A 19,375-nucleotide genomic window follows, 5' to 3' on the forward strand; every position below is an offset into this window, starting at 1 on the left:
GGGAGCAGGCCAAAGACAAGTCAAAAGCGGGGGCCTGCTCAGGGAGGTTGCCATATGGAGGTGAAGGAGCTGTCGGCTGACGTCTTCTGGAAGGGAGAGATCTGCATTTCAGGAAAGGTGGAGGACGAGGGACACATCTATCATACGAAGGTTTACATCAAGGGTAGTCAGATTTTTGACTACTCTTGTTCCTGTAGTGGGGGAAATTCTGGCCGGACCATGTGCCGTCATGGGCAGGAGCTCTACAGGGCGTATCAGGCAGAAGGACGGGAGAGAGAGGAAAAGGCTGTGTCTACTTCCCAGTCTGTGAGGATGATGATACGGGAATACACAAACCGCCAGGTGGCGGAAATTGTGGCAGAGAGCGAAGGGGAGGATGTGGAATTTCTGCCCCTTCTTCTTATACGCAGGGAAGGGCTCTTTCTCGAAGCCAGCTTAAAGAGGGGGCGGGAGTATCTGCTGAGGGATCTGGCAGCTTTCGCCCAGGCGGTGAGAGAGGGGCGATATGTGGAATACGGCAGAGGGCTGGCCTTTAATCACGATCTGAACGCCTTTACGAAGGAGAGCAGGGGAATGGCCGCCTTTGCATCCCAGCTGGCTCTCACATATCTGGACCACTATGGACAGATCAGGAGAGGCCAGATGCCGGCAGTGCCTGCGCTTCGCAGCCTGAAGCTGGGGAGGGCTGACGCGGACCGCTTTTTTGAACTGATTGAGGGGAGAAATCTGCAGTGCGAGGACATGAGGGGACACAGGAGAATTCTGGAGGCAGTAAACGGGGATCCTGATTTCTGCGTCACAGTGAAAAAGGCCGGGAAGGGTGGAATAAAGGTGAGCGTGCCGCCGGATCTCCTTGTCTTTGAAGGGGAGAAAAGCCTCTATGTGGCAGATACAAAAAAACTGTACCGATGCAGCAGAGAGTACACGGAGGCCATGTCCGTGTTTTTGTCAGAGCTTTTGAAGAACCGGGAGGAGCCGGGGAGCGCTCTGGTGGGAGAGAGGGATATCCCCCTGTTCTATGAGCGGGTTTTAAAGGGCATGGAGGCCTTCGGGATTCTCACGCAGGAGGGAGTAGACCTGGAGAGCGCAAGACCGGAACCCCTCTCGGTCCGCTTTGCGTTTGACTGCCTCGATGACGGGAGAATTGCCCTGACACCCAGCCTGTCTTATGGGGACTACCATTTTCACCCAATGGACGACGGGGAAGTTCCAAAAGAAATCTGCCGGGATGTGCCGGGAGAATTTCGGGTAAGCTGCCTGATCACCAGGTACTTTTCCGCCAGGGAGGAGGGAACGGGAAGGCTTCTTCTGGCAGCGGGAGATGATGCCCTGTACCGTCTTCTGGACGAGGGGATGGAGCAGTTTGGAGAGCTTGGAGAAATCTGGTTCTCTGACAGATTCAGGGGGCTCAATATCCGCCGTGCCCCGGAGATTTCTCTGGGAGTGTCAGCGGCAGACGGATGGCTGAAGCTGACACTCGACACAGGGGATATGAGCGGTACGGAGCTTTTAAAGGTTCTCGACGCCTACAGACAGAAAAAGAAGTATTATCGGCTGAAAAACGGGGAATTCTTAAAATTGTCGGATGACGGCTTCATGACTATTGCAAGGCTTCAGGAGGGGCTTGGCATCGGAAAGGGGGAGCTGAAAGAAAAACAGATTGTCCTGCCGGGCTATCGGGCTCTCTACCTGGATCAGATGGTCAGAGAAGAGGGAGGGATTGCCTTTTACAGGGACAGCCTTTACAAGGCGGTGGTGCGGGGGATGAAGTCGGTGGCGGACAGCGATTTTGAGATTCCTGCATCCTTTCAGGGGGAGCTGAGGGAATATCAGAAAACGGGCTACCGCTGGCTGCGTACCCTGGACCACTGGGGCTTTGGCGGCATTCTGGCGGACGACATGGGGCTTGGGAAGACCATACAGGTGATCGCCCTTCTGCTCTCCGCGAAGGAGGAGGGAATGTCCCTGATTGTCTGCCCTGCATCTCTGGTCTATAACTGGGCCCACGAGCTGTCTGTGTTCGCTCCGTCTCTGCGGGTTCTGACGGCGGCAGGCAGCTTGGGGGAGCGCAGAGAGCTGCTCGCCGGGATGGATTCCTGCCAGGTGATTGTGACTTCCTATGATCTGCTGAAGAGAGATATTGAAATATACCGGGAGAAGAGTTTCCGGTTCGAGATCCTTGATGAGGCTCAGTGCATCAAAAATGCGGCCACCAAGAGCGCGAAGGCAGTGAAAGAGGTAAAGGCCCGCACCCGGTTTGCCCTGACGGGCACTCCTGTGGAAAATCATCTGGGAGAGCTCTGGAGTATTTTTGACTACCTGATGCCGGGATTTCTGTTTGCCTATGGGAAATTCCGGACCATGTACGAGATTCCCATTGTGAAGGACAGGGATGAGAGAGCGGCTGCGAATCTGCGCCGCCTGATTGGCCCCTTCCTGCTGCGCCGCCTGAAGTGCGATGTGCTGAAAGAACTGCCGGAAAAAATCGAGAGGGTGGTATACTCTGCCTTCGAGGGAGAGCAGAAAAAGCTCTACGGGGCCAATGTGCTCCGGCTCCGGCAGGAGCTGGAAGCTGGCGGGGAGCTGCCGGGAAAAATACAGATCCTGGCAGGACTTACAAGGCTTCGCCAGATCTGCTGTGATCCCTCCCTCTGTTATGAAAATTACAAGGGTGAGTCGGCAAAGCTGGAAACCTGTCTGGCTCTGCTCTCAGGGGCGGTTGCGGCCGGGCACAGGGTTCTGCTCTTCTCCCAGTTTGCCTCCATGTTCCCGATTATAAAGAAGAGGCTTGACAGAGCCGGGATCGGCTGCTTTGTGCTGACTGGGGCCACCTCTAAGGAGGAGAGAAGCCGTCTGACTGCCAAGTTTTATGCAGGGGACGTTCCGGTGTTCCTGATTTCCTTAAAGGCAGGAGGTACGGGGCTGAATCTGACGGCTGCGGATGTGGTGATCCACTATGATCCCTGGTGGAATGCCGCGGCTCAGGATCAGGCCACAGACAGGGCGCACCGGATTGGCCAGAAAAAGCAGGTGACGGTGTTCCGGCTGATTATGAAGGGGACAGTGGAGGAGAGTATTCTTCACCTTCAGGAGTCCAAATCGGAGCTGGCAGAACGGATTGTGACAGAGGGCAGTGTCTCTCTGGCCGGCCTTGGGCGGGAGGAGCTCTTAAAGCTGCTGGAGCCGTGATGAGGGGGACAGTTTTCTGTATACAAAGATCAGAATTGCCTGCAGAGGCAGATCAGAGATAGCATAAAAAAATAATAATAGTAATTTTTATCAAAATAGTAGTGGACAAAAGAGAAGTCCTATGCTATAGTAATAGCAGAGTTCAGGGACGGCCAGAGAAGAAGGCTGAGACAGCCTGGTTAAGTACCTGCCGGAAGGATATCCGACACAGGTACAGGCCGTATCCGGGAACTGAGTGTTTGAGACAGGGAAATATCGAAATTCAGAACCTTGATGGATAAGGAGGATTTTATCATGAAGAAATATGTATGTGACGTATGCGGCTATATCTATGATCCGGCTGAGGGAGATCCGGATAACGGAGTGGCAGCAGGAACAGCCTTTGAGGATATTCCGGAGAGCTGGGTATGTCCGCTGTGCGGCGTAGGCAAGGATCAGTTTTCTGTTGAGGAGTAATCGCAGAGCAGCAGAATAGGAAGAACAGAAGTTACCCCCTCTGGTTTTACACGGCCGGAGGGGATTTTTGCATAAGATCGTCCGCATTCCGGAAAGGAGGGAGGAAGACCTGTGGAAGAGAGAAAAGGGCTGCTTGGCAGGGTAATGGAGAAGTGCGCGGTGACTGCCAGGCTGCACCAGAATTATCTGAGAAGGGAGATGGAGAAGACTGGAATTTCTAAAAGCCAGCGCCAGCTCCTTCTCTATATTGAGAAGAACCCGGGGGCAACCCAGAGAGAGATTGCAGCCAGGCGAAATGTTTCTACAGCGTCAGTGGCGGTAGCCGTAAAAAAGCTGGAAAAAGAGGGATACCTGATAAAGGATACTGACCGGACGGACAGCCGGCGCAGCTGTCTGCGGCTGACCTGCGGCGGACAGAAGGTGGCGGATGAGAGCAAACGGCTGTTTGAATACACAGAGGCTTCCATGTTTTCCGGTTTTTCGGAGGAAGAGATTCTGCAGTTTGAGAATTTTCTGAACCGGATTATTAAGAACGGTGAGTCTCTTCTCCAGGAGGAAAGCAGATAGAAACAGGCACAGCCAAATTTACGCCTTCGTCTGTGCTATACTAAAAGATGGTGATAAAAATGGTATTGACAATTCCGATGATGCTGCCAGTTGTGATTCCGGGTATGATGACAGTGTCCTGTCTCTCACTTTTTTACTGCATGAAGCCGGAATCAGGGAGAAAGGAGCGGCTGGCTGATTTTGAAAAATATTATATAGCTCACAGAGGGTTTCACAACAATGAGGAGGGCTGCCCGGAAAATTCCCTTCCCGCCTTCCGAAGAGCAGCAAAGATGGGGTATGGGATTGAGCTGGATGTGCAGCTCACCAAAGATAAGCGCCCTGTGGTGTTCCATGACTATGACTTAAAACGGGCCGCAGGAGCGGACAGGATGGTGGAGGACTGTACTTACGAAGAGCTTAAGGCTTACGGACTGTTCGGAACGAAGGAGCGCATTCCGCTGCTGGAAGAGGTGCTGAGCGCTGTGGGAGGACGGGTTCCGCTGGTTGTGGAGATTAAGGCAGAACGAAAATACAGGGAGCTCTGTGAGATTGTGGCGGCCTGCCTTGACCGCTACAGCGGCCTTTACTGTATGGAGTCTTTCAGCCCGCTGGCAGTCAGATGGTTTAAGAAAAACAGGCCTCATGTGCTGAGAGGACAGCTTGCCACCAACCACAGACGGGAAGGGCTTAAGACTCCGTGGCCGGCACAGCTGGTGCTTACCAACTGTCTGCTGAACGCATGGAGCGGACCGGATTTCATTGCTTACAACTGCCGTTTCTCGGAATCTCTGGCTGTGCGTCTGATGCGCAGGATCCACAAGTGCAAGATGGCAGCCTGGACCATCAAGAGCCAGAAGGATCTGGAGAAACAGAGAAAACGGTTTGATCTGTTTATTTTCGACAGCTTTCGGCCGGAGGAGGAAAAGGAGAGAAAAGAGGAGTAAAGGCACTATTTGCTGAGACGGAGACACTTGGAAAATCAGGAGGTATGGAAAATGGCGATGGAATATGAGGGACAGATTTGCCGTCCGCCGATGGAGCGGGCATCGTTTATGCTTCCGGTGGCTGTGGGATGCTCCTACAACCGCTGTATATTCTGTACACTGTTTAAGCATGTATCCAGCCGTCTGCTTCCCATGGAGCAGATTCAGGCAGAGCTTTCGAGGGTAAAGACCCTTGGAGGAAATCCGGAACGTGTATTTCTGGGAGATGGAAATGCCTTTGGTCTTCCCACGGAGAGGCTGCTTGAAATTCTTGACAGGATTCACGAGGCCTTTCCCGCATGCAGGGAGGTCAACATGGATGCCACTGTGACCAATATCCGGGAAAAGAGCGACGAGGAGCTGAGAGCTCTCTTTCAGGCCGGAGCGAGAGGACTCTACCTGGGGATAGAGAGCGGAATGGCCAAGGTGCTGCGCTTCATGAAAAAAGACCACACACCGGAGGAGGCATACAGGGAGATAGGAAGGATCAGGGAGCAGGGCTTTTCCTACAATGCCCATCTGATGCTGGGTCTGGCCGGAAAGGGGAACGGACAGAAAAATGCGGAGGAAACAGCCCGGTTCATAAACCGGACAGAACCAGATCGGATTATTAATTTTACCATCTTCCTGCACAGGGAGGCTCCACTCTGGAGGGAGATCGAGAGGGGGACCTTTGTTCCGGCTGACGAGTATGAGAATCTGCTGGAGGAGAGGAGTCTGATTGAACAGATCGGGGACTTTTCCCTTCTCTATGACGGCTTTCACGATAATATTGAAGTCAGAACCAGGGGAAAACTTCCGGAGGACAGGGAGAAGATGCTCATCCATCTGGACAGGGCGGCAGAACGCCTTTTGTATGAAAAGAGAAACAAGAAAAAGGATTGAAATTCTGGCGAAATCTGTTACAATGTAGGGGACAATTAAATAATGAGAGAATATTACGGATAACGAGAGGAAAAAATGATGAAAAAGAAGAAGATTCTTTTAGGTTTGACGACACTTTTCGTATCTGCTGCACTCTGCGCATGCGGTGGCGGCAAGAATGGAGAAGGATCCTCAGCGGCAAAGCAGAATGAAGCATCTGCTGCAGAAGAAGGTAATACTCTTTCAGAAGGAACACCCAAAGCAGGCGGAAGTGTTGTGGTTGGCATGACACACGACCTGGCTAGTCTTGACCCCCACGCTACAACGGACGCAGGAACTAGAGATGTGGTTTTCAATTTGTACGAAGGGCTTGTGAAGCCCGCCCCGGACGGCAGTCTGATACCGGCAGTGGCCAGTGATTACAAGATCTCAGAGGACGCAAAGACTTATACTTTTACCCTCAGAGAAGGAATCACTTTTCACGACGGAACTCCTGTGACGGCCGAGGATGTCAAATATTCCATTGATCGATGTGCGGAGGCCAATCAGGGCTCCGCTTTTTCTATGCTCTCAGAAGTAGCTGTGAAGGACGAAAAGACCATTGAGGTGAAACTGAATGAGAGCTATTCTGAGTTCCTGGCAGATCTCTCCCAGGCTTATATTATTCCTGCCGCCAATGAGAACCCGGCAGGAAATCCCATTGGAACAGGCCCGTTTCAGTTTGTGTCCTACACGCCTGACCAGTCAGTTGTACTGGAGAAGTATGACGGCTACTGGCAGGAAGGGCTTCCCTATCTGGATGAGGTGACCTTTAAGATTACGGCTGACGTAGATACTGCGTTTATGGAGCTTCAGGCAGGCACTATCGACATTCTGAAACACCTGACCAGCGCTCAGGTGCAGACTTTAAATGACAGCTTTAAGGTGGAAAGCGGAAGCATGAACCTGGTTCAGGCTATGTTTTTAAACAGCGCCTATGAGCCGCTTTCCAAGAAAGAGGTAAGGCAGGCTCTGTGCTATGGGGTGGACCGGGACGCCATCAACCAGTTCCTGTTCGGAGGAAAGAGCCATCTGATCGGTTCCCACATGATTCCCAATATGGCTGTGTACTACGAGCCTCAGGCGGAAAAAGTCTACAGCTATGATCCGGCGAAGGCCAAGGAGCTTTTAACAGAGGCAGGCTATCCGGACGGTTTTGATCTGGAGATTACAGTGCCGAGCTCTTACTCCCAGCATGTGGATACGGCCCAGATCATCGTAGAAGAGTTAAGTCAGATCGGAGTGAATGCCACCATCAATCAGGTCGAGTGGAGTACCTGGCTCAGCGATGTGTACACAGACGGAAAGTTTGAGGCCACAGTGATTGGCTTTGACGGGACTCTTGCCCCGAATGACTGGCTGATGAAGTACACAACGGGCAATAAGAAAAACTTTATGCACTACTCAAATCCAGAATACGATCAGGTATTTAACAAAGCCTACACTACAGTAGACGAGGCAGAAAAGGAAGCCCTCTACAAGGAGGCTCAGATGATTCTGGCAGAGGATGCGGCTGCTGTGTATATCCAGGATCCGGCCAACTTTGTAGCAGTGAACAAAAGACTTGGCGGATATACCTTCTATCCTACAGCAGGTGACGATATGTCTCTGGTATATGAAATCGGAGAGTAAGAGAAGACGGACGGTGGCTGAAACCGTCTGAAAAAATGAACAAGCAGGCCGGGCAGAAGAGCGAGAGTAAGAATTCTCTGCCTGGCTCATAAAAATAAGGCAGTGAATTGCCGGAGGATATCGATGAAATACTTTTTTAAGAAACTGGTTACTCTCATTATCACATTGTTGCTGATATCTCTTCTCACATTCACTGCTTTTTCTGTTATTCCGGGGGATGCGGCTTTGACGCGTCTGGGAGAGGATGCGACAGAAGAGCAGATTGAAGCATTCAGGGAAGAGTACGGACTGAATGATCCGATGCCGGTCAGATATGTCAACTGGCTGTCAGGTGCAGTGAGAGGAAATTTTGGAGATTCCTACTATTACGATAACATGACAGTGAGCGAGCTTTTAGCGGTCAGGCTTCCGGTTACGGTTCTGCTGGCAGCAGTTTCCCTTGTGATGATTTTGGTCTGTTCTGTGCCTCTGGGGCTTCTGTGCGCCAGAGGAGCGGGAGGGGCTCTCGATCACGCGGTAAACGGAACTCTTCAGGTGGTTATGGCCGTTCCCTCCTTTTTTCTGGGAATTATCCTGACTTATGTGTGCGGTCTGATTCTCAAGTGGTTCCAGCCGGGACAGTTTGTGGCACCGTCGGAGAGCTTTTGGGGGGCAGTTTCCTATCTGGTGTTTCCGGCTGCGGCTGTGGCTCTTCCCAAAATTGCCATGGTGGTAAAGTTTCTGAGAAATTCCGTGCTGTCTGAGCTCTCCAGAGATTATGTGCGCACGGCGAGGAGCAGAGGAAACAGCAGCAGGAGGATTCTGTATGTCCACGTGCTGAAGAATGCTCTGATTCCGGTCATTACCTTCGTGGCTATGGTGGTGGCTGAGATTCTGGCAGGAAGTATCATTGTGGAGCAGGTGTTCAGCGTTCCCGGAGTAGGAAGGCTTCTGATCAGCTCCATCTCAAACAGGGACTACCCGATTGTGCAGGCGATTGTGATGTATGTGACGCTGGTGGTGGTGCTTGTGAATTTCCTGGTGGATATGATGTACCAGCTTCTGGATCCCAGAGTCAGGACATCGTAGGCAGAGCCATCTAATTTTCGTCACGGAGGAGAGAAAGCGTGAAAAAGAAACGAAACTGGAATTTAATCCTGGGGCTGTCGCTCACCTTATTTTTTCTGGCAGCCGCTATTTTAGGGCAGTTTTGGACACCCTATCCCCCTACCCAGATGGATGCCCTGCAGGTAAATATGGCGCCCTGCCTGGCTCACCCTATGGGAACGGACAACTTTGGAAGGGATATTTTAAGCCGAGTTATGTATGGCAGCGGCAATACCTTTTTTGTGGCAGTCTGTACAGTCCTCATAGGAGGGGTGCTGGGTACGGCGGCAGGAGCCCTCACCGGCTACTACGGAGGTATTCTGGATAATGCGCTGATGCGGATCAGCGATATGATTCTGAGCTTTCCCAGCGTTTTGCTGGCGCTTCTTTTTATCAGCCTGATGGGGCCTGGAAAATACAATATCATTCTGGCTCTTGGGATCCTGTTCATCCCCGTGTTTGCAAGGATTGTCAGGAGCGAGGTAATCCGCTGCAGGGAGCTTGACTTTGTAAAGAGCGCTAGGGTGATGGGCGTGGGAAATCTGAGAATTATCTTTGTCCACATTCTCCCCAATGCGTCAGTCAGCATCCTTACCACAGCAGCTATATCCTTTAATAATGCCGTTCTCTCTGAAGCAGGCATGAGCTATCTGGGGCTGGGTGTACAGCCGCCGGAGCCGAGCCTTGGCAGAATGCTCTCAGAGGCTCAGTCCTATCTGTTTGGAACCCCCTGGTATGCCATTTTCCCGGGTGTTGTGATTATTCTTATCATCCTCGGCTTTTCCATGACAGGGGAAGGACTCAGGCAGCTTCAGCAGTAGGAGATACAGGAAGCGATGCAGTCAGACGGGAAGGGCAGTTTGGAAAAAGGCAATGAAGGGCTGCCTCCGGTAACAGCAAAAATGCAGTTTAAAAAAGCAGGTATGAACATGACAGAGTACAGAAAGACACAGACCAAAGCAGGCGGGAAGGACGGAAGCGAAAAGCAGATTCTCGCTATGGTGAGGGATCTGTCAGTGGAATTTAATGACAACGGGCCGGAAACGGAGGTTGTGAAAGGAATCAGCTTCCCCATCTATGAGGGGGAGATACTGGGAGTGGTGGGAGAGAGCGGATCCGGAAAATCCATGACAGCGCTTGCCATGATGGGACTTCTGCCGGAGCGCGCGAAGGCAGAGAGAGGAAGCATAGAATTTTCCCAAAAGGACGGGGAGACGGTGGATCTGCTCAAGCTGTCCCCAAAAGAGATGCAGAAGGTACAGGGCCGTGAAATTTCTATGGTGTTTCAGGAGCCGATGACCTCCTTAAATCCCGTCATGAAAATCGGAAGGCAGGTGGGGGAGAACCTGGAGCTGCATACAGAGCTTACAAGAGAGGAGATCCGGGAGAGGTCTGCCCAGGCTCTGGAGCAGGTAGGCCTCTCAGAGCCAGAGGAGCTTTTGGAACGGTATCCCCATGAGCTGTCGGGAGGAATGCGCCAGAGGGTTATGATTGCCCAGGCGATGATTGCCGCTCCCAGACTATTGATTGCAGATGAACCTACTACTGCTCTGGATGTTATTGTGCAGGCGCAGATTCTGAAACTGCTGCGCAGAATTCATGAGGAACAGAACACATCCATTCTCTTTATTTCCCATGATTTGAATGTAATCAGGGAGATCTGCGACCGTGTTCTCGTCATTTACAAAGGAGTGATAGTGGAGGAGGGGGAGGTCAGCCAGGTGCTGAACCACCCTCAGCATGAATACACGAAACGCCTGGTGGCCTCTATCCCGCAGGCGGCCAGAGATACAGAAAGCGGGAAGGAGATTCTGAATATCTCCCATCTGGACGTATTCTACAGGGAAGGGGGAGGGATTTTTAAGAAGCCTTCCAAAAAGCATGTCCTCTGCGATGTCAATCTCACGGTGAAGGAGGGGGAGATACTGGGAATTGTCGGAGAGAGCGGCTGCGGAAAATCCACTCTCTCAAAGACGATAGTCGGCCTCAACAGGGATTACTCCGGCGAGATTCATACAGAGGGGGAACTGCACCCGCAGATGGTATTTCAGGATCCGTTCGGCTCCCTGAATCCTGCCAGGAAAATCGGGTGGATTCTCGAGGAGCCTCTGCGTCTCAGGGGAATCCGCGACAGGAGCGAGAGGCGCAGGCTGGCTGAGGAAATGCTTGTAAAAATAGGGCTTGACGAGTCGTTCTACAGCAGGCGCCCCAGAGAGCTTTCGGGAGGTCAGAGACAGAGAATCAGCATCGGAGCGGCTCTGCTGGCCGATTCCAGGCTGCTGGTAGCCGACGAGCCGGTGTCTGCCCTGGATGTAACAGTTCAGTCTCAGATTCTGAAACTGCTGCTGGATATTCACCAGGAGAGGAAAAATACTCTTCTGTTTGTGAGCCATGATCTGAACATTGTGCGCCGGATCTGCCACAGAGTAGCTGTCTTGTATCTGGGAGAGGTTGTAGAATCTGGGGATGTAGAGGAAATATACAGAAATCCCTGCCATCCGTATACCAGGCTGCTGCTGGAATCCTCTCTGGGTGGAGAGAAGGAGAAAGACAGGAAAGAGATGCATCTATCTTCTGATATCGGGGAAACCTTTGGAAGAGAGAGCGCAGGCTGTCCTTTCTTCCCCAGATGCCCGAAGCGGACGAAGCAGTGTGAGAGCGCAAGGCCGGAGGTAATAAGGCTGGAAGACGCCCACGAGGTGAAATGCTTTCTGTTTGCGGAGGAGAAAACTTCTCCGGAGCAGGAGAGAGGAGAGGCTTAAAAAACAGGACAGACACAGGAGACTAGATAGCTTAAACAGAGCGGAAAGGAGAAGCAAATGAATGTAAAAGGAAAAGCTGCCATTGTCACTGCATCTACCAGGGGGATCGGCTGGGCCTGTGTTAAGGCGCTGGCGAAGGAGGGAGCCATCGTCTACATGGCTGCCAGAAACAGGGAAGCGGCTGAACAGAGGATAGAAGAGCTTGCAGGCCAGGGGCTTTCAGCAAAATGGGTATACTGCGACGCATCGGTGAAGGAATCCTACGCTTCCATGGCAAAGGAGGTGGAAGCCTCAGAGGGAAAAATCGATATTCTGGTAAACAACTTTGGAACCTCCAATCCGAAGACGGATCTGGACATTGAGAAGACAGCCTATGAAGACTTTATGAATACCCTGGATTTAAACCTGGCCAGTGTCTACCTCTCTGTCCAGGCAGTGCTCCCGGTTATGAAAAGGCAGGGAGGCGGCAGCATCATCAACATCAGCTCCATCGGAGGCCAGCTTCCGGATGTGGCCAGAATCGGATATGCGGTGAGCAAGGACGCCATCATCTACCTTTCAAAGAATATTGCGCTCCAGGAGGGAAGGAACGGAATCCGCGTCAATGTGGTCTGCCCGGGGCAGACGGCTACGGATGCGGTGAAGGGAAATATGTCTGAGGCTTTCCAGGAACTGTTTCTGCGCCACACACCGATCCGGAGGATGGGAACGCCGGAGGAGATTGCCGCCGCTGTTCTGTACTTTGCAAGTGAGGAGGCTGCCTATACCACGGGACAGGTTCTCTCTGTTTCCGGCGGTTTCGGGATGGGAACACCTGTATACGGGGATCTGATGGGACTTTCAGCAGAAAATCGTCATTAGGGGGCATAATTAAGAACTAATTGGGCGATTAACCAATATTTGTCGGAATTTAATAAAAACTTTGCAGTAATATATAGAAAAGACGCCGGAAATATAGTATAATTACAATCAGAGAAATTCATAAGACGGTTTCTTATATTTCAGATGCAGACCGCAATGGACAGATGTGCGGGGGATGAGCAAGTGTGAAAAGGAGGAGGAGCGATTTTATGGATGAAAGGATTGCAGCGCTCAGAAGGATTCTGGATGAGAGCAATTATACGGTAGCCCTCTGCGGTTCAGGCATGATGACAGAAGGGGGAGTCACGGGAATAAAGGCTCCGGAGCGGGCATACGAGATCGAAAAGAAATATGGCGCGTCGCCGGAATATATTTTTACCAGCGCCTATTATAACACCCGGCCGGAAAAGTTTTTCAATTTTTATAAAGAAGAGATTCTGAAGCATATCCCCGAGCCGGCTGCCGGCAGCTATGTTATGGCAAGGATGGAGGCTGCCGGAAAGCTCCAGTGTATTATTACCGCAAATGTGTATAATCAGGCAATCAGGGGCGGATGCGAGCATGTAATTAATCTGCACGGATCAGTGTTTGAGAATCAGTGTCCCCACTGCGGAGAGCTTTACACGGTAGATGATATGCTGAATGCAAAGGGAATTCCGAGCTGCCGTGTCTGTAACTCGACAATCAGGCCGAAGGTTTCTCTGTTCGGGGAGATGGTTGACAGCCGGATCATGACGAGGACGACGGAGGAGGTTGAAAAGGCGGAGGTTCTTCTGCTGCTCGGCACAACACTCAGATCGGACGTATTCTCCAATTATTTCAGGTATTTCCACGGAAAATACCTGGTGGCAATCCACAGAACGCCCCACTATTCAGACGCAAAGGCAGACATGGTTATTATTGACGAGCCGGGACATGTTTTGGAACAGCTCGGGTATTAAAAGCTGCCTGCTCAGTGCGGCGGCAGAAAGCAGCGCGGAAATGAAAAAGTAAAAGAGGCCGGCCCTGATTTAGACGGGGCCGGCCTCTTCGGATGTGGGCGGGATGGAGAGGAGGAAAAATATTGCCAGGCCAGCCCTGTAATTTCTACAGGTATTTTTTCATCTCTTCGATATTTTTCTCTTCCATGTTCAGCTGTCGTTTGGCCAGACTGACTATCGCCGGATTGGAGCCGTGGTAGGCGTTGAGCTGCTTTTTCAGTTCGGTCACTCCCATGGTGTTTCCCTGTATCATCATCTCGGCCAGTTTGGAGGTGGAGGGATTTACAAGGCTCTTCATAGTGGAAGTTACCCGGGACATGGCCTTGGCCACCGGGCTTGCATCCTCAGCCTGAACTCCCTGAGCTCTTAAAAGCCTTCCGCTCTCGTCGTAAGCCTCCTCATATTCGTCAAGCTGGGAATTCAGGGCATGGAGAAACTGAGAGTCATTGCTCAGCTGAATGATATGGCGGATGCTGTCCCGGCCCATATCTGCATTCTGGTGTATCTGGTTTAAAAGTTCAATATCCTGTGTCATCATCCTTCTCCTTTCCTTTTTCTGGAGCCTTTCAGATGGGCTGCTCCATAAGCTGTGCTGTTGTGTTCAGAATGTGTGTCGTCTGCCTTGGCCATATGGCGGGCGCCGGGATTATCATCTGCCGCTGGCTGGGATGCGTCGGTCCCGGCAGCTCTGGCGTGGTAGGCAGATTCCTCAGGAGGAATGGTTCTGTAATCGTAAATGTTCACTGAAATTCTCCTTTCCTTTCAGGCGCAGCAGCGCTGCAATTTGTTTCTCTGCTTAGTATGGGGAGAAAAAATGCGGTTTAGACATATGGAGGAAAAGAATTAATGGAAATTTCATTGTTTTTTTATGGCATTCATGGTATTATCAGGGAACGGCTGAACAACAGAAAGGATGGGTGAAATGAAGAAAAATTTATTTATAAAAGCAGCACTCTGCATGGCAGCAGTATCCCTGCTCACAGCCTGTCAGAGTCAGAAAAACTCAGAAACCGTCGGGACAGAGGTTCAGGCAGCTTCCAAACAGGATAATCAGGAGGAAAGCCAGACTGGGGAAAGCGAGGAGAGCAGGGGAGTATTCGAGGCGTTTACTGCCCAGGATCTGGATGGAAACCAGGTGGATCAGAGTATTTTCGCGGATGCGGATCTGACCATGATCAACGTGTGGGGAACCTTCTGCACGCCATGCCTGGACGAGATGCCGGATTTGGGAGAGTTGAGTGAGGAATATAAAGACAAGGGCATGCAGATAATCGGAATCTGCTCTGACACGGTGAATGCAGACAGGAAGCTTGACGAGGCCCAGGTTAAGAAGGCCAAAGAGCTGGCAGAGCAGACGGGAGCAGACTATCTTCACCTTGCCATGTCCGGCGATCTGGTTGACACCCTGCTTCCGCAGGTGATGGCTGTGCCCATGACAATCTTTGTGGACAGCGAGGGAAAGCAGGTGGGGTCCGCCTATATGGGAGCCAGGGATAAAGACGGATGGACGGAGATTATAGAGGAGATGCTGGCCTCTGTACAGGGGGAGGCCTGATGAGAAGGAAGAGGCTTCGCCTGACTCAGACAGGTCTGCTGCTGGCAGCAGTGGTTTTTCTGGCTGCCGGAGTGTACCGGGATGAGGTGGCGGTGGTTTTTGTGAAGGCTGCCAACATCTGCATGGAATGTATCGGCCTCGGATAGAAGAGGACAGACGGAACCGGAGTGCAGGCGCGGTGAAAAAGAGAAAGAAAAAAGACAGCACAAGAGAAAGAAAAAGAGATAGAAGAGAGAGCAAAGAGAGATGAAAGAAAAGCGACATCTGTCAGAAAAGACAGCAGAAAAAACGAGCCGGGCAAAGCCGGCCGGCCGGTTTCGCCTGCTCGTGCAGGCTGCCTGGTTTGCCGTCACAAATGGATATGCAGCCGGATTTCTGGAAAAAAGGATTTATACCGGCAAGCTGAAACGCCTGTGCGTGCCGGGGCTTAACTGCTATTCCTGTCCGGGAGCGCTTGCAAGCTGCCCCATCGGCTCTCTGCAGGCTGTGCTCTCCAGCAGTGAGTTTACGTTCTCCTGCTATGTACTGGGATTTTTGATGCTTTTTGGAACCGTGCTGGGGCGGCTGGTGTGCGGATGGCTCTGCCCCTTCGGACTGTTTCAGGATCTGCTGCACAAAATTCCATTTCCCGGAAAGCGGAAAAACCTTCCGGGACACAGATTTTTGAGACAGCTCAAATATGTGATTCTGGTACTGTTTGTCATCCTCCTGCCGTCGGCTGTGGCGGGAATAACGGGCAACGGGGAGCCGTGGTTCTGCAAATACATCTGTCCCAGCGGGACACTGATGGGAGGAATTCCGCTGGCGCTGGGAAATCCGCTGCTGCGCTCCGCCATAGGCACTCTGTTTTCGTGGAAAATGTTTCTGCTGATTCTGACCGTGGTTCTCTCAGTCAAATATTACAGACCGTTCTGCAAATACGTATGTCCTCTCGGGGCGATTTACGGACTGTTTAACCCGGTGGCCCTGTACCGGCTTCAGGTGGACGAAAATAAGTGCATCGGCTGCAAGTCCTGCCAGAGGGCCTGCAAAATGGATATTAAGGTCTGGGAAAAGCCCAACAGCGCGGAATGCATACGCTGCGGCGACTGCAGGACAGCATGTCCCACAGGGGCGCTCACTTCCGGCTTTCGCCTGCACGGGCAGGAGGAGAAGGAGAGACGGGCAGCAGGGCAGGAAAAAAACGAGAGAGGAGCAGTCTAATCGATTTATGGAAGCAGAGCGCGCTGAAAAGCTGCTGAGAAAATATTCCGCTGCCTGTCAGAAAGCCGGGTGGGAAGACAGCAGGCGAATGCGGAAATAGAAAAAGTCAGAAACAGGAGGACGTTTTGTGCCGGTGAAAGCCACAAAACGTCCTCCTGTTTCCTTTTTAATCTTTTCTTCTCAATCGTTTCTTTTAACCTTTTTCTCTCAGCCTTTAATTTCCGCACTCAATGCTGATTTCATTGAACTTTTCGAGAATATCCTCTACCTTCACGGCGGATTTTTCCGCGGCATTTTTGTCCATGACTGCCTGACCCTGGTGCATCATGAGAAGGCGGCTGCCGTACTCGACCGCATATCTGAGATTGTGGGTGACCATGATTGTAGTCAGCTTTTTCTCCTTCACAATCTTGTCAGTCAGCTCCATAATAATTTCTGCCGTCTTCGGATCGAGAGCTGCTGTGTGTTCGTCGAGAATCAGAAATTCGATGGGAGTCATCGTCGACATGAGAAGAGCCATAGCCTGCCTCTGGCCTCCGGAGAGGACGCCGGCCTTCACATCCAGCTTATCCTCAAGTCCCAGCCCCAGGAGCTTCAGATTTTCCCGGTAAAAGTCAATCCGCTTCCGGTTTGTTCCCCAGCGCAGGTTAAAGGGCTTTCCCTTTGTGTCTGCCAGAGACATATTTTCAAGGATTGTCATGTTAGGGCAGGTTCCCATAGAAGGGTTCTGAAAGACCCGGCCGATGACCCTCTGCCGTTTGTATTCCGGCATTTTTGAAATGTCGGTTCCGTTGATGAGGATGCTTCCCGCATCTACGGGGATGCTTCCGCAGATGATGTTCAGGAGAGAGGTCTTGCCGGAGCCGTTGCTGCCCACTACAGAGACGAACTCACCCTGGCGGACAGTCAGACTGAAATCCTCAAACAGGCACATCTCATTGACGGTTCCCTGATTGTAAAATTTTCTGATATGTTTGATTTCCAGCATTTATCTCACCTTCTTTCTCGCGGAGCGATCACTTAACACAAGGATGATCAGGAACATGGCGGCGATGACGAACTTGTTGTTTGAAGTGTTGATGCCGAAGTTCTGTGCCACATTCATGGCCAGGGAGGTACAGGCCTTGTAGAGAATGGAGCCGAGGATGACTGCGGTGGTAGTTCTCAGGAATCCCAGCTTTGCAAAGAGCTTTGTTCCGATAATCACGCTTGCAAGGCCTGTGACAATGGTTCCTGTCCCGACGCTGATCTCGAAAAAGCCCTGCTGCTGGCAGAATACGCAGCCTGCCAGAGCAGCCAGCCCGTTGGCCAGGGCCAGTCCGATAATTTTTACGGTGCCTTTATCTTTGGCCAGAGCCGTCACAAGGGTTTCATTGTCGCCGGCGGCCCGCAGAAGCAGGCCGGAGCGCGTCTTCAGATACAGATCTAAAAGGAGCTTTACGATCAGTACAATCACAAGCAGGATGGCCGCTACCGTAATGTCAAAGGTGCGGTTGGACAGGGCGGAGGTCATCTCGTTCTCAAAGATGGTTTCCTGACTGTAGATAGGGAGGTTTGCCTTGTTCCCCGCCACGATCAGGTTGATGGAGTACAGACCGGTCATGACAATGATTCCGGACAGCAGATCCCTGACTTTGAGCTTCACATGGATCAGGCCTGTCACTGTCCCGGCCAGAGCTCCCGCGAGAAAAGCCAAAGGAAGAGTGAGCCAGGCGGGAACTCCTGCTATGATGGCGGCAGCTGTCACAGCTGCGCCGAAGGGAAAGGTGCTGTCAACGGACAGATCCGGAAAGTCCAGGATGCTGTAGGTGATATATACGCCAAGAGCCATCAGCGAGTAGATGAGACCCTGGATGAGGATGGAAAGAAAAATGGTCATGTGTGTTACCTCATTTCTGCTACTGTGCAATCTCGTCAAACATTTCTGCTACTGTGCAATCTCGTCAAACATTTCTGCCGCACTGTCTGTCAGCTCTTCTGGAAGGGTGATGCCCAGATTCTCAGCGACTGCAGTGTTACCGTAGAAGGATGCGCCCTCTATAAGCTCGTAAGGCATTTCGCTTGCTTTGGTCTCGCCCTTTAAAACCTTTGCAGCCATGCGTCCGGTCTGCTCTCCCAGAGCCACATAGTCAAGTCCCATGGCAGCCAGACAGCCCTTTTTAACCTGCTCAATCTCGCTTCCGAATACGGGGATGCCATTTTTATTGGCAGCGTCCAGGACAACCGGAAGGGAGCTTACCACATTGTTGTCAGTCAGATTGCTGATGCAGTCCACCTTTGCAGCCAGCTGTTCTGCAGCCAGCGGGATGTCTGCCACTGTGGAAATGCCGCTTTCCACAATCTCAAGGCCGTATTCCGGAGCAGCCTGTTTGTATTCCTCGATGGCGGCCTGGGAGTTGACCTCATTGGTGCTGTAGAGGATTCCCACGGTCTTTGCCTCCGGAAGAAGCTTACGGATCATGGAGAGCTGCTCGGAAACGGGGAGCTTGTCGCTGGTTCCGGTGATCTCACCTACCGGCATCTGATCCTCCGTGGCAAGCTCTGCAAGCACCGGATCCGTGACGGCGGTGTAAACAACGGGAATGTCGGTTCTCTTTGTCACTCCGTATGCGCTCTGGGCGATGGGAGTTGCGATGGCGCAGATGAGATCCACGTCATTGGAGACAAAGTTTGTGATAATCTGGCCGGAGAGGGAACCGTCGCCGTTGGCGTTTTCGTAGATGATTTTCAGGTTTTCATTCTCCACAAAGCCCTCATCGGCGAGACCCTTCAGGAAGCCTTCCCGGCAGTTGTCCAGTGAACCGTGAACGGCGTACTGGGCGATGCCGATGGTATATTCTCCGTCGGCAAGGGGAGCTGTATTTCCTGCCTCTTCTGCAGCTTTAGTGCCCGCGGTGTCTGTCTCTGCCGCTGCGGTTTCTGCCGTTTTGCTTTCCCCTGGGTTTGCTGTTCCACTGTCTGAACCGGAGCATCCGGAGAGGACGGCTGCGGTCATGGCGCTGATTAATAAGGCTGCGATGGTTCTCTTTCTCATAGTACATACCTCCAAAATAATAGAATTGTGATTATGCTGTACTGGAAGGAGTGTAAGGGGAAAGCGGCAGTTAAATAAAAAGTCCCAGACACAGTTTCCTGTATCTGGGACGAATTAACAAATCCGCGGTACCACCCAAAATTGACATAGAGTCCACTCTTTCATATACCAACATATATGCC

19 protein-coding genes and 1 other annotated feature (1 of these 20 cut by a window edge) are annotated in these 19,375 nt (G+C 51.8%); of the genes, 14 read left to right on the forward strand and 5 right to left on the reverse strand.

What is annotated here, in order from left to right:
- Window positions 1-54: 54 nt before the first annotated feature.
- The 11 genes from LK436_RS09000 (at window position 55) to LK436_RS09050 (ending at window position 13,362) form a co-directional block, all read left to right on the forward strand.
- A complete protein-coding gene (locus tag LK436_RS09000) occupies window positions 55-3,189 on the forward strand; it encodes a DEAD/DEAH box helicase (protein ID WP_008398772.1) in 3,135 nt (1,044 codons plus the stop codon).
- Window positions 3,190-3,483: 294 nt separating this feature from the next.
- Window positions 3,484-3,645 carry a rubredoxin gene (rd, locus tag LK436_RS09005; protein WP_015543983.1) on the forward strand — a complete coding sequence of 54 codons (162 nt, stop codon included), beginning with the start codon at window positions 3,484-3,486 and terminating at the stop codon, window positions 3,643-3,645.
- Window positions 3,646-3,756: 111 nt separating this feature from the next.
- Window positions 3,757-4,212: a MarR family winged helix-turn-helix transcriptional regulator gene (locus tag LK436_RS09010; protein ID WP_008398774.1), complete on the forward strand. Its 456-nt coding sequence runs from the start codon at window positions 3,757-3,759 to the stop codon at window positions 4,210-4,212.
- A gap of 59 nt (window positions 4,213-4,271) precedes the next feature.
- A complete protein-coding gene (locus LK436_RS09015; RefSeq protein ID WP_015574820.1) occupies window positions 4,272-5,138 on the forward strand; it encodes a glycerophosphodiester phosphodiesterase family protein in 867 nt (288 codons plus the stop codon).
- 51 nt (window positions 5,139-5,189) lie between these two features.
- A complete protein-coding gene (locus tag LK436_RS09020) occupies window positions 5,190-6,062 on the forward strand; it encodes a radical SAM protein (protein WP_021965814.1) in 873 nt (290 codons plus the stop codon).
- A 75-nt stretch (window positions 6,063-6,137) separates the two neighbouring features.
- Complete coding sequence (locus LK436_RS09025) at window positions 6,138-7,712, forward strand: ABC transporter substrate-binding protein (protein WP_008398779.1); 1,575 nt, start codon at window positions 6,138-6,140, stop codon at window positions 7,710-7,712.
- A 123-nt stretch (window positions 7,713-7,835) separates the two neighbouring features.
- The gene (locus LK436_RS09030; RefSeq protein WP_008398781.1) at window positions 7,836-8,780 is read left to right on the forward strand and encodes an ABC transporter permease; all 945 of its coding nucleotides are present in this window, start codon (window positions 7,836-7,838) and stop codon (window positions 8,778-8,780) included.
- A gap of 38 nt (window positions 8,781-8,818) precedes the next feature.
- On the forward strand, window positions 8,819-9,619 hold the full coding sequence (locus tag LK436_RS09035; RefSeq protein ID WP_008398783.1) for an ABC transporter permease: 801 nt from the start codon (window positions 8,819-8,821) through the stop codon (window positions 9,617-9,619).
- 108 nt (window positions 9,620-9,727) lie between these two features.
- Window positions 9,728-11,560 (forward strand): ABC transporter ATP-binding protein, encoded by a 1,833-nt coding sequence (locus LK436_RS09040; RefSeq protein WP_227910196.1) that lies wholly within the window; start codon window positions 9,728-9,730, stop codon window positions 11,558-11,560.
- Window positions 11,561-11,617: 57 nt separating this feature from the next.
- Window positions 11,618-12,421 (forward strand): SDR family NAD(P)-dependent oxidoreductase, encoded by an 804-nt coding sequence (locus LK436_RS09045; RefSeq protein WP_008398785.1) that lies wholly within the window; start codon window positions 11,618-11,620, stop codon window positions 12,419-12,421.
- A 209-nt stretch (window positions 12,422-12,630) separates the two neighbouring features.
- A complete protein-coding gene (locus tag LK436_RS09050) occupies window positions 12,631-13,362 on the forward strand; it encodes a Sir2 family NAD-dependent protein deacetylase (RefSeq protein ID WP_008398786.1) in 732 nt (243 codons plus the stop codon).
- 145 nt (window positions 13,363-13,507) lie between these two features.
- On the opposite strand, the gene LK436_RS09055 is transcribed toward LK436_RS09050, so the two are convergent.
- Both LK436_RS09055 and LK436_RS09060 read right to left on the reverse strand, forming a co-directional pair.
- Window positions 13,508-13,939 carry a DUF2383 domain-containing protein gene (locus LK436_RS09055; protein ID WP_008398788.1) on the reverse strand — a complete coding sequence of 144 codons (432 nt, stop codon included), beginning with the start codon at window positions 13,937-13,939 and terminating at the stop codon, window positions 13,508-13,510.
- A complete protein-coding gene (locus LK436_RS09060; protein ID WP_008398790.1) occupies window positions 13,936-14,145 on the reverse strand; it encodes a hypothetical protein in 210 nt (69 codons plus the stop codon). The genes LK436_RS09055 and LK436_RS09060 overlap by 4 nt, the downstream gene beginning before the upstream one ends.
- A gap of 178 nt (window positions 14,146-14,323) precedes the next feature.
- Here LK436_RS09060 and LK436_RS09065 point away from each other — a divergent pair, with 178 nt between their 5' ends.
- The 3 genes from LK436_RS09065 to LK436_RS09075 all read left to right on the forward strand — a co-directional run bounded on the left by LK436_RS09065 (window position 14,324) and on the right by LK436_RS09075 (window position 16,159).
- On the forward strand, window positions 14,324-14,956 hold the full coding sequence (locus LK436_RS09065; RefSeq protein WP_044931663.1) for a TlpA disulfide reductase family protein: 633 nt from the start codon (window positions 14,324-14,326) through the stop codon (window positions 14,954-14,956).
- Entirely contained in the window at window positions 14,956-15,102 is a 147-nt protein-coding gene (locus tag LK436_RS09070; protein ID WP_008398792.1) for a CD1871A family CXXC motif-containing protein, read from the forward strand. The genes LK436_RS09065 and LK436_RS09070 overlap by 1 nt, the downstream gene beginning before the upstream one ends.
- Window positions 15,103-15,202: 100 nt before the next feature.
- The gene (locus LK436_RS09075; protein ID WP_008398794.1) at window positions 15,203-16,159 is read left to right on the forward strand and encodes a 4Fe-4S binding protein; all 957 of its coding nucleotides are present in this window, start codon (window positions 15,203-15,205) and stop codon (window positions 16,157-16,159) included.
- 214 nt (window positions 16,160-16,373) lie between these two features.
- Here LK436_RS09075 and LK436_RS09080 read toward each other — a convergent pair whose 3' ends face one another.
- The 3 genes from LK436_RS09080 to LK436_RS09090 are packed head-to-tail and all read right to left on the reverse strand — an operon-like array spanning window position 16,374 to window position 19,193.
- Window positions 16,374-17,147, reverse strand: coding sequence for an ABC transporter ATP-binding protein (locus LK436_RS09080; protein ID WP_008398796.1), 774 nt, complete (start codon window positions 17,145-17,147; stop codon window positions 16,374-16,376).
- Complete coding sequence (locus LK436_RS09085; RefSeq protein WP_008398797.1) at window positions 17,148-18,038, reverse strand: ABC transporter permease; 891 nt, start codon at window positions 18,036-18,038, stop codon at window positions 17,148-17,150.
- A gap of 48 nt (window positions 18,039-18,086) precedes the next feature.
- On the reverse strand, window positions 18,087-19,193 hold the full coding sequence (locus LK436_RS09090) for an ABC transporter substrate-binding protein (protein ID WP_008398798.1): 1,107 nt from the start codon (window positions 19,191-19,193) through the stop codon (window positions 18,087-18,089).
- A 102-nt stretch (window positions 19,194-19,295) separates the two neighbouring features.
- Window positions 19,296-19,375, reverse strand: a binding site (T-box leader); it runs 166 nt beyond the window's last position.

Source organism: Clostridium sp. M62/1 (assembly GCF_020736365.1).
Taxonomy (GTDB): domain Bacteria; phylum Bacillota; class Clostridia; order Lachnospirales; family Lachnospiraceae; genus Otoolea; species Otoolea saccharolyticum_A.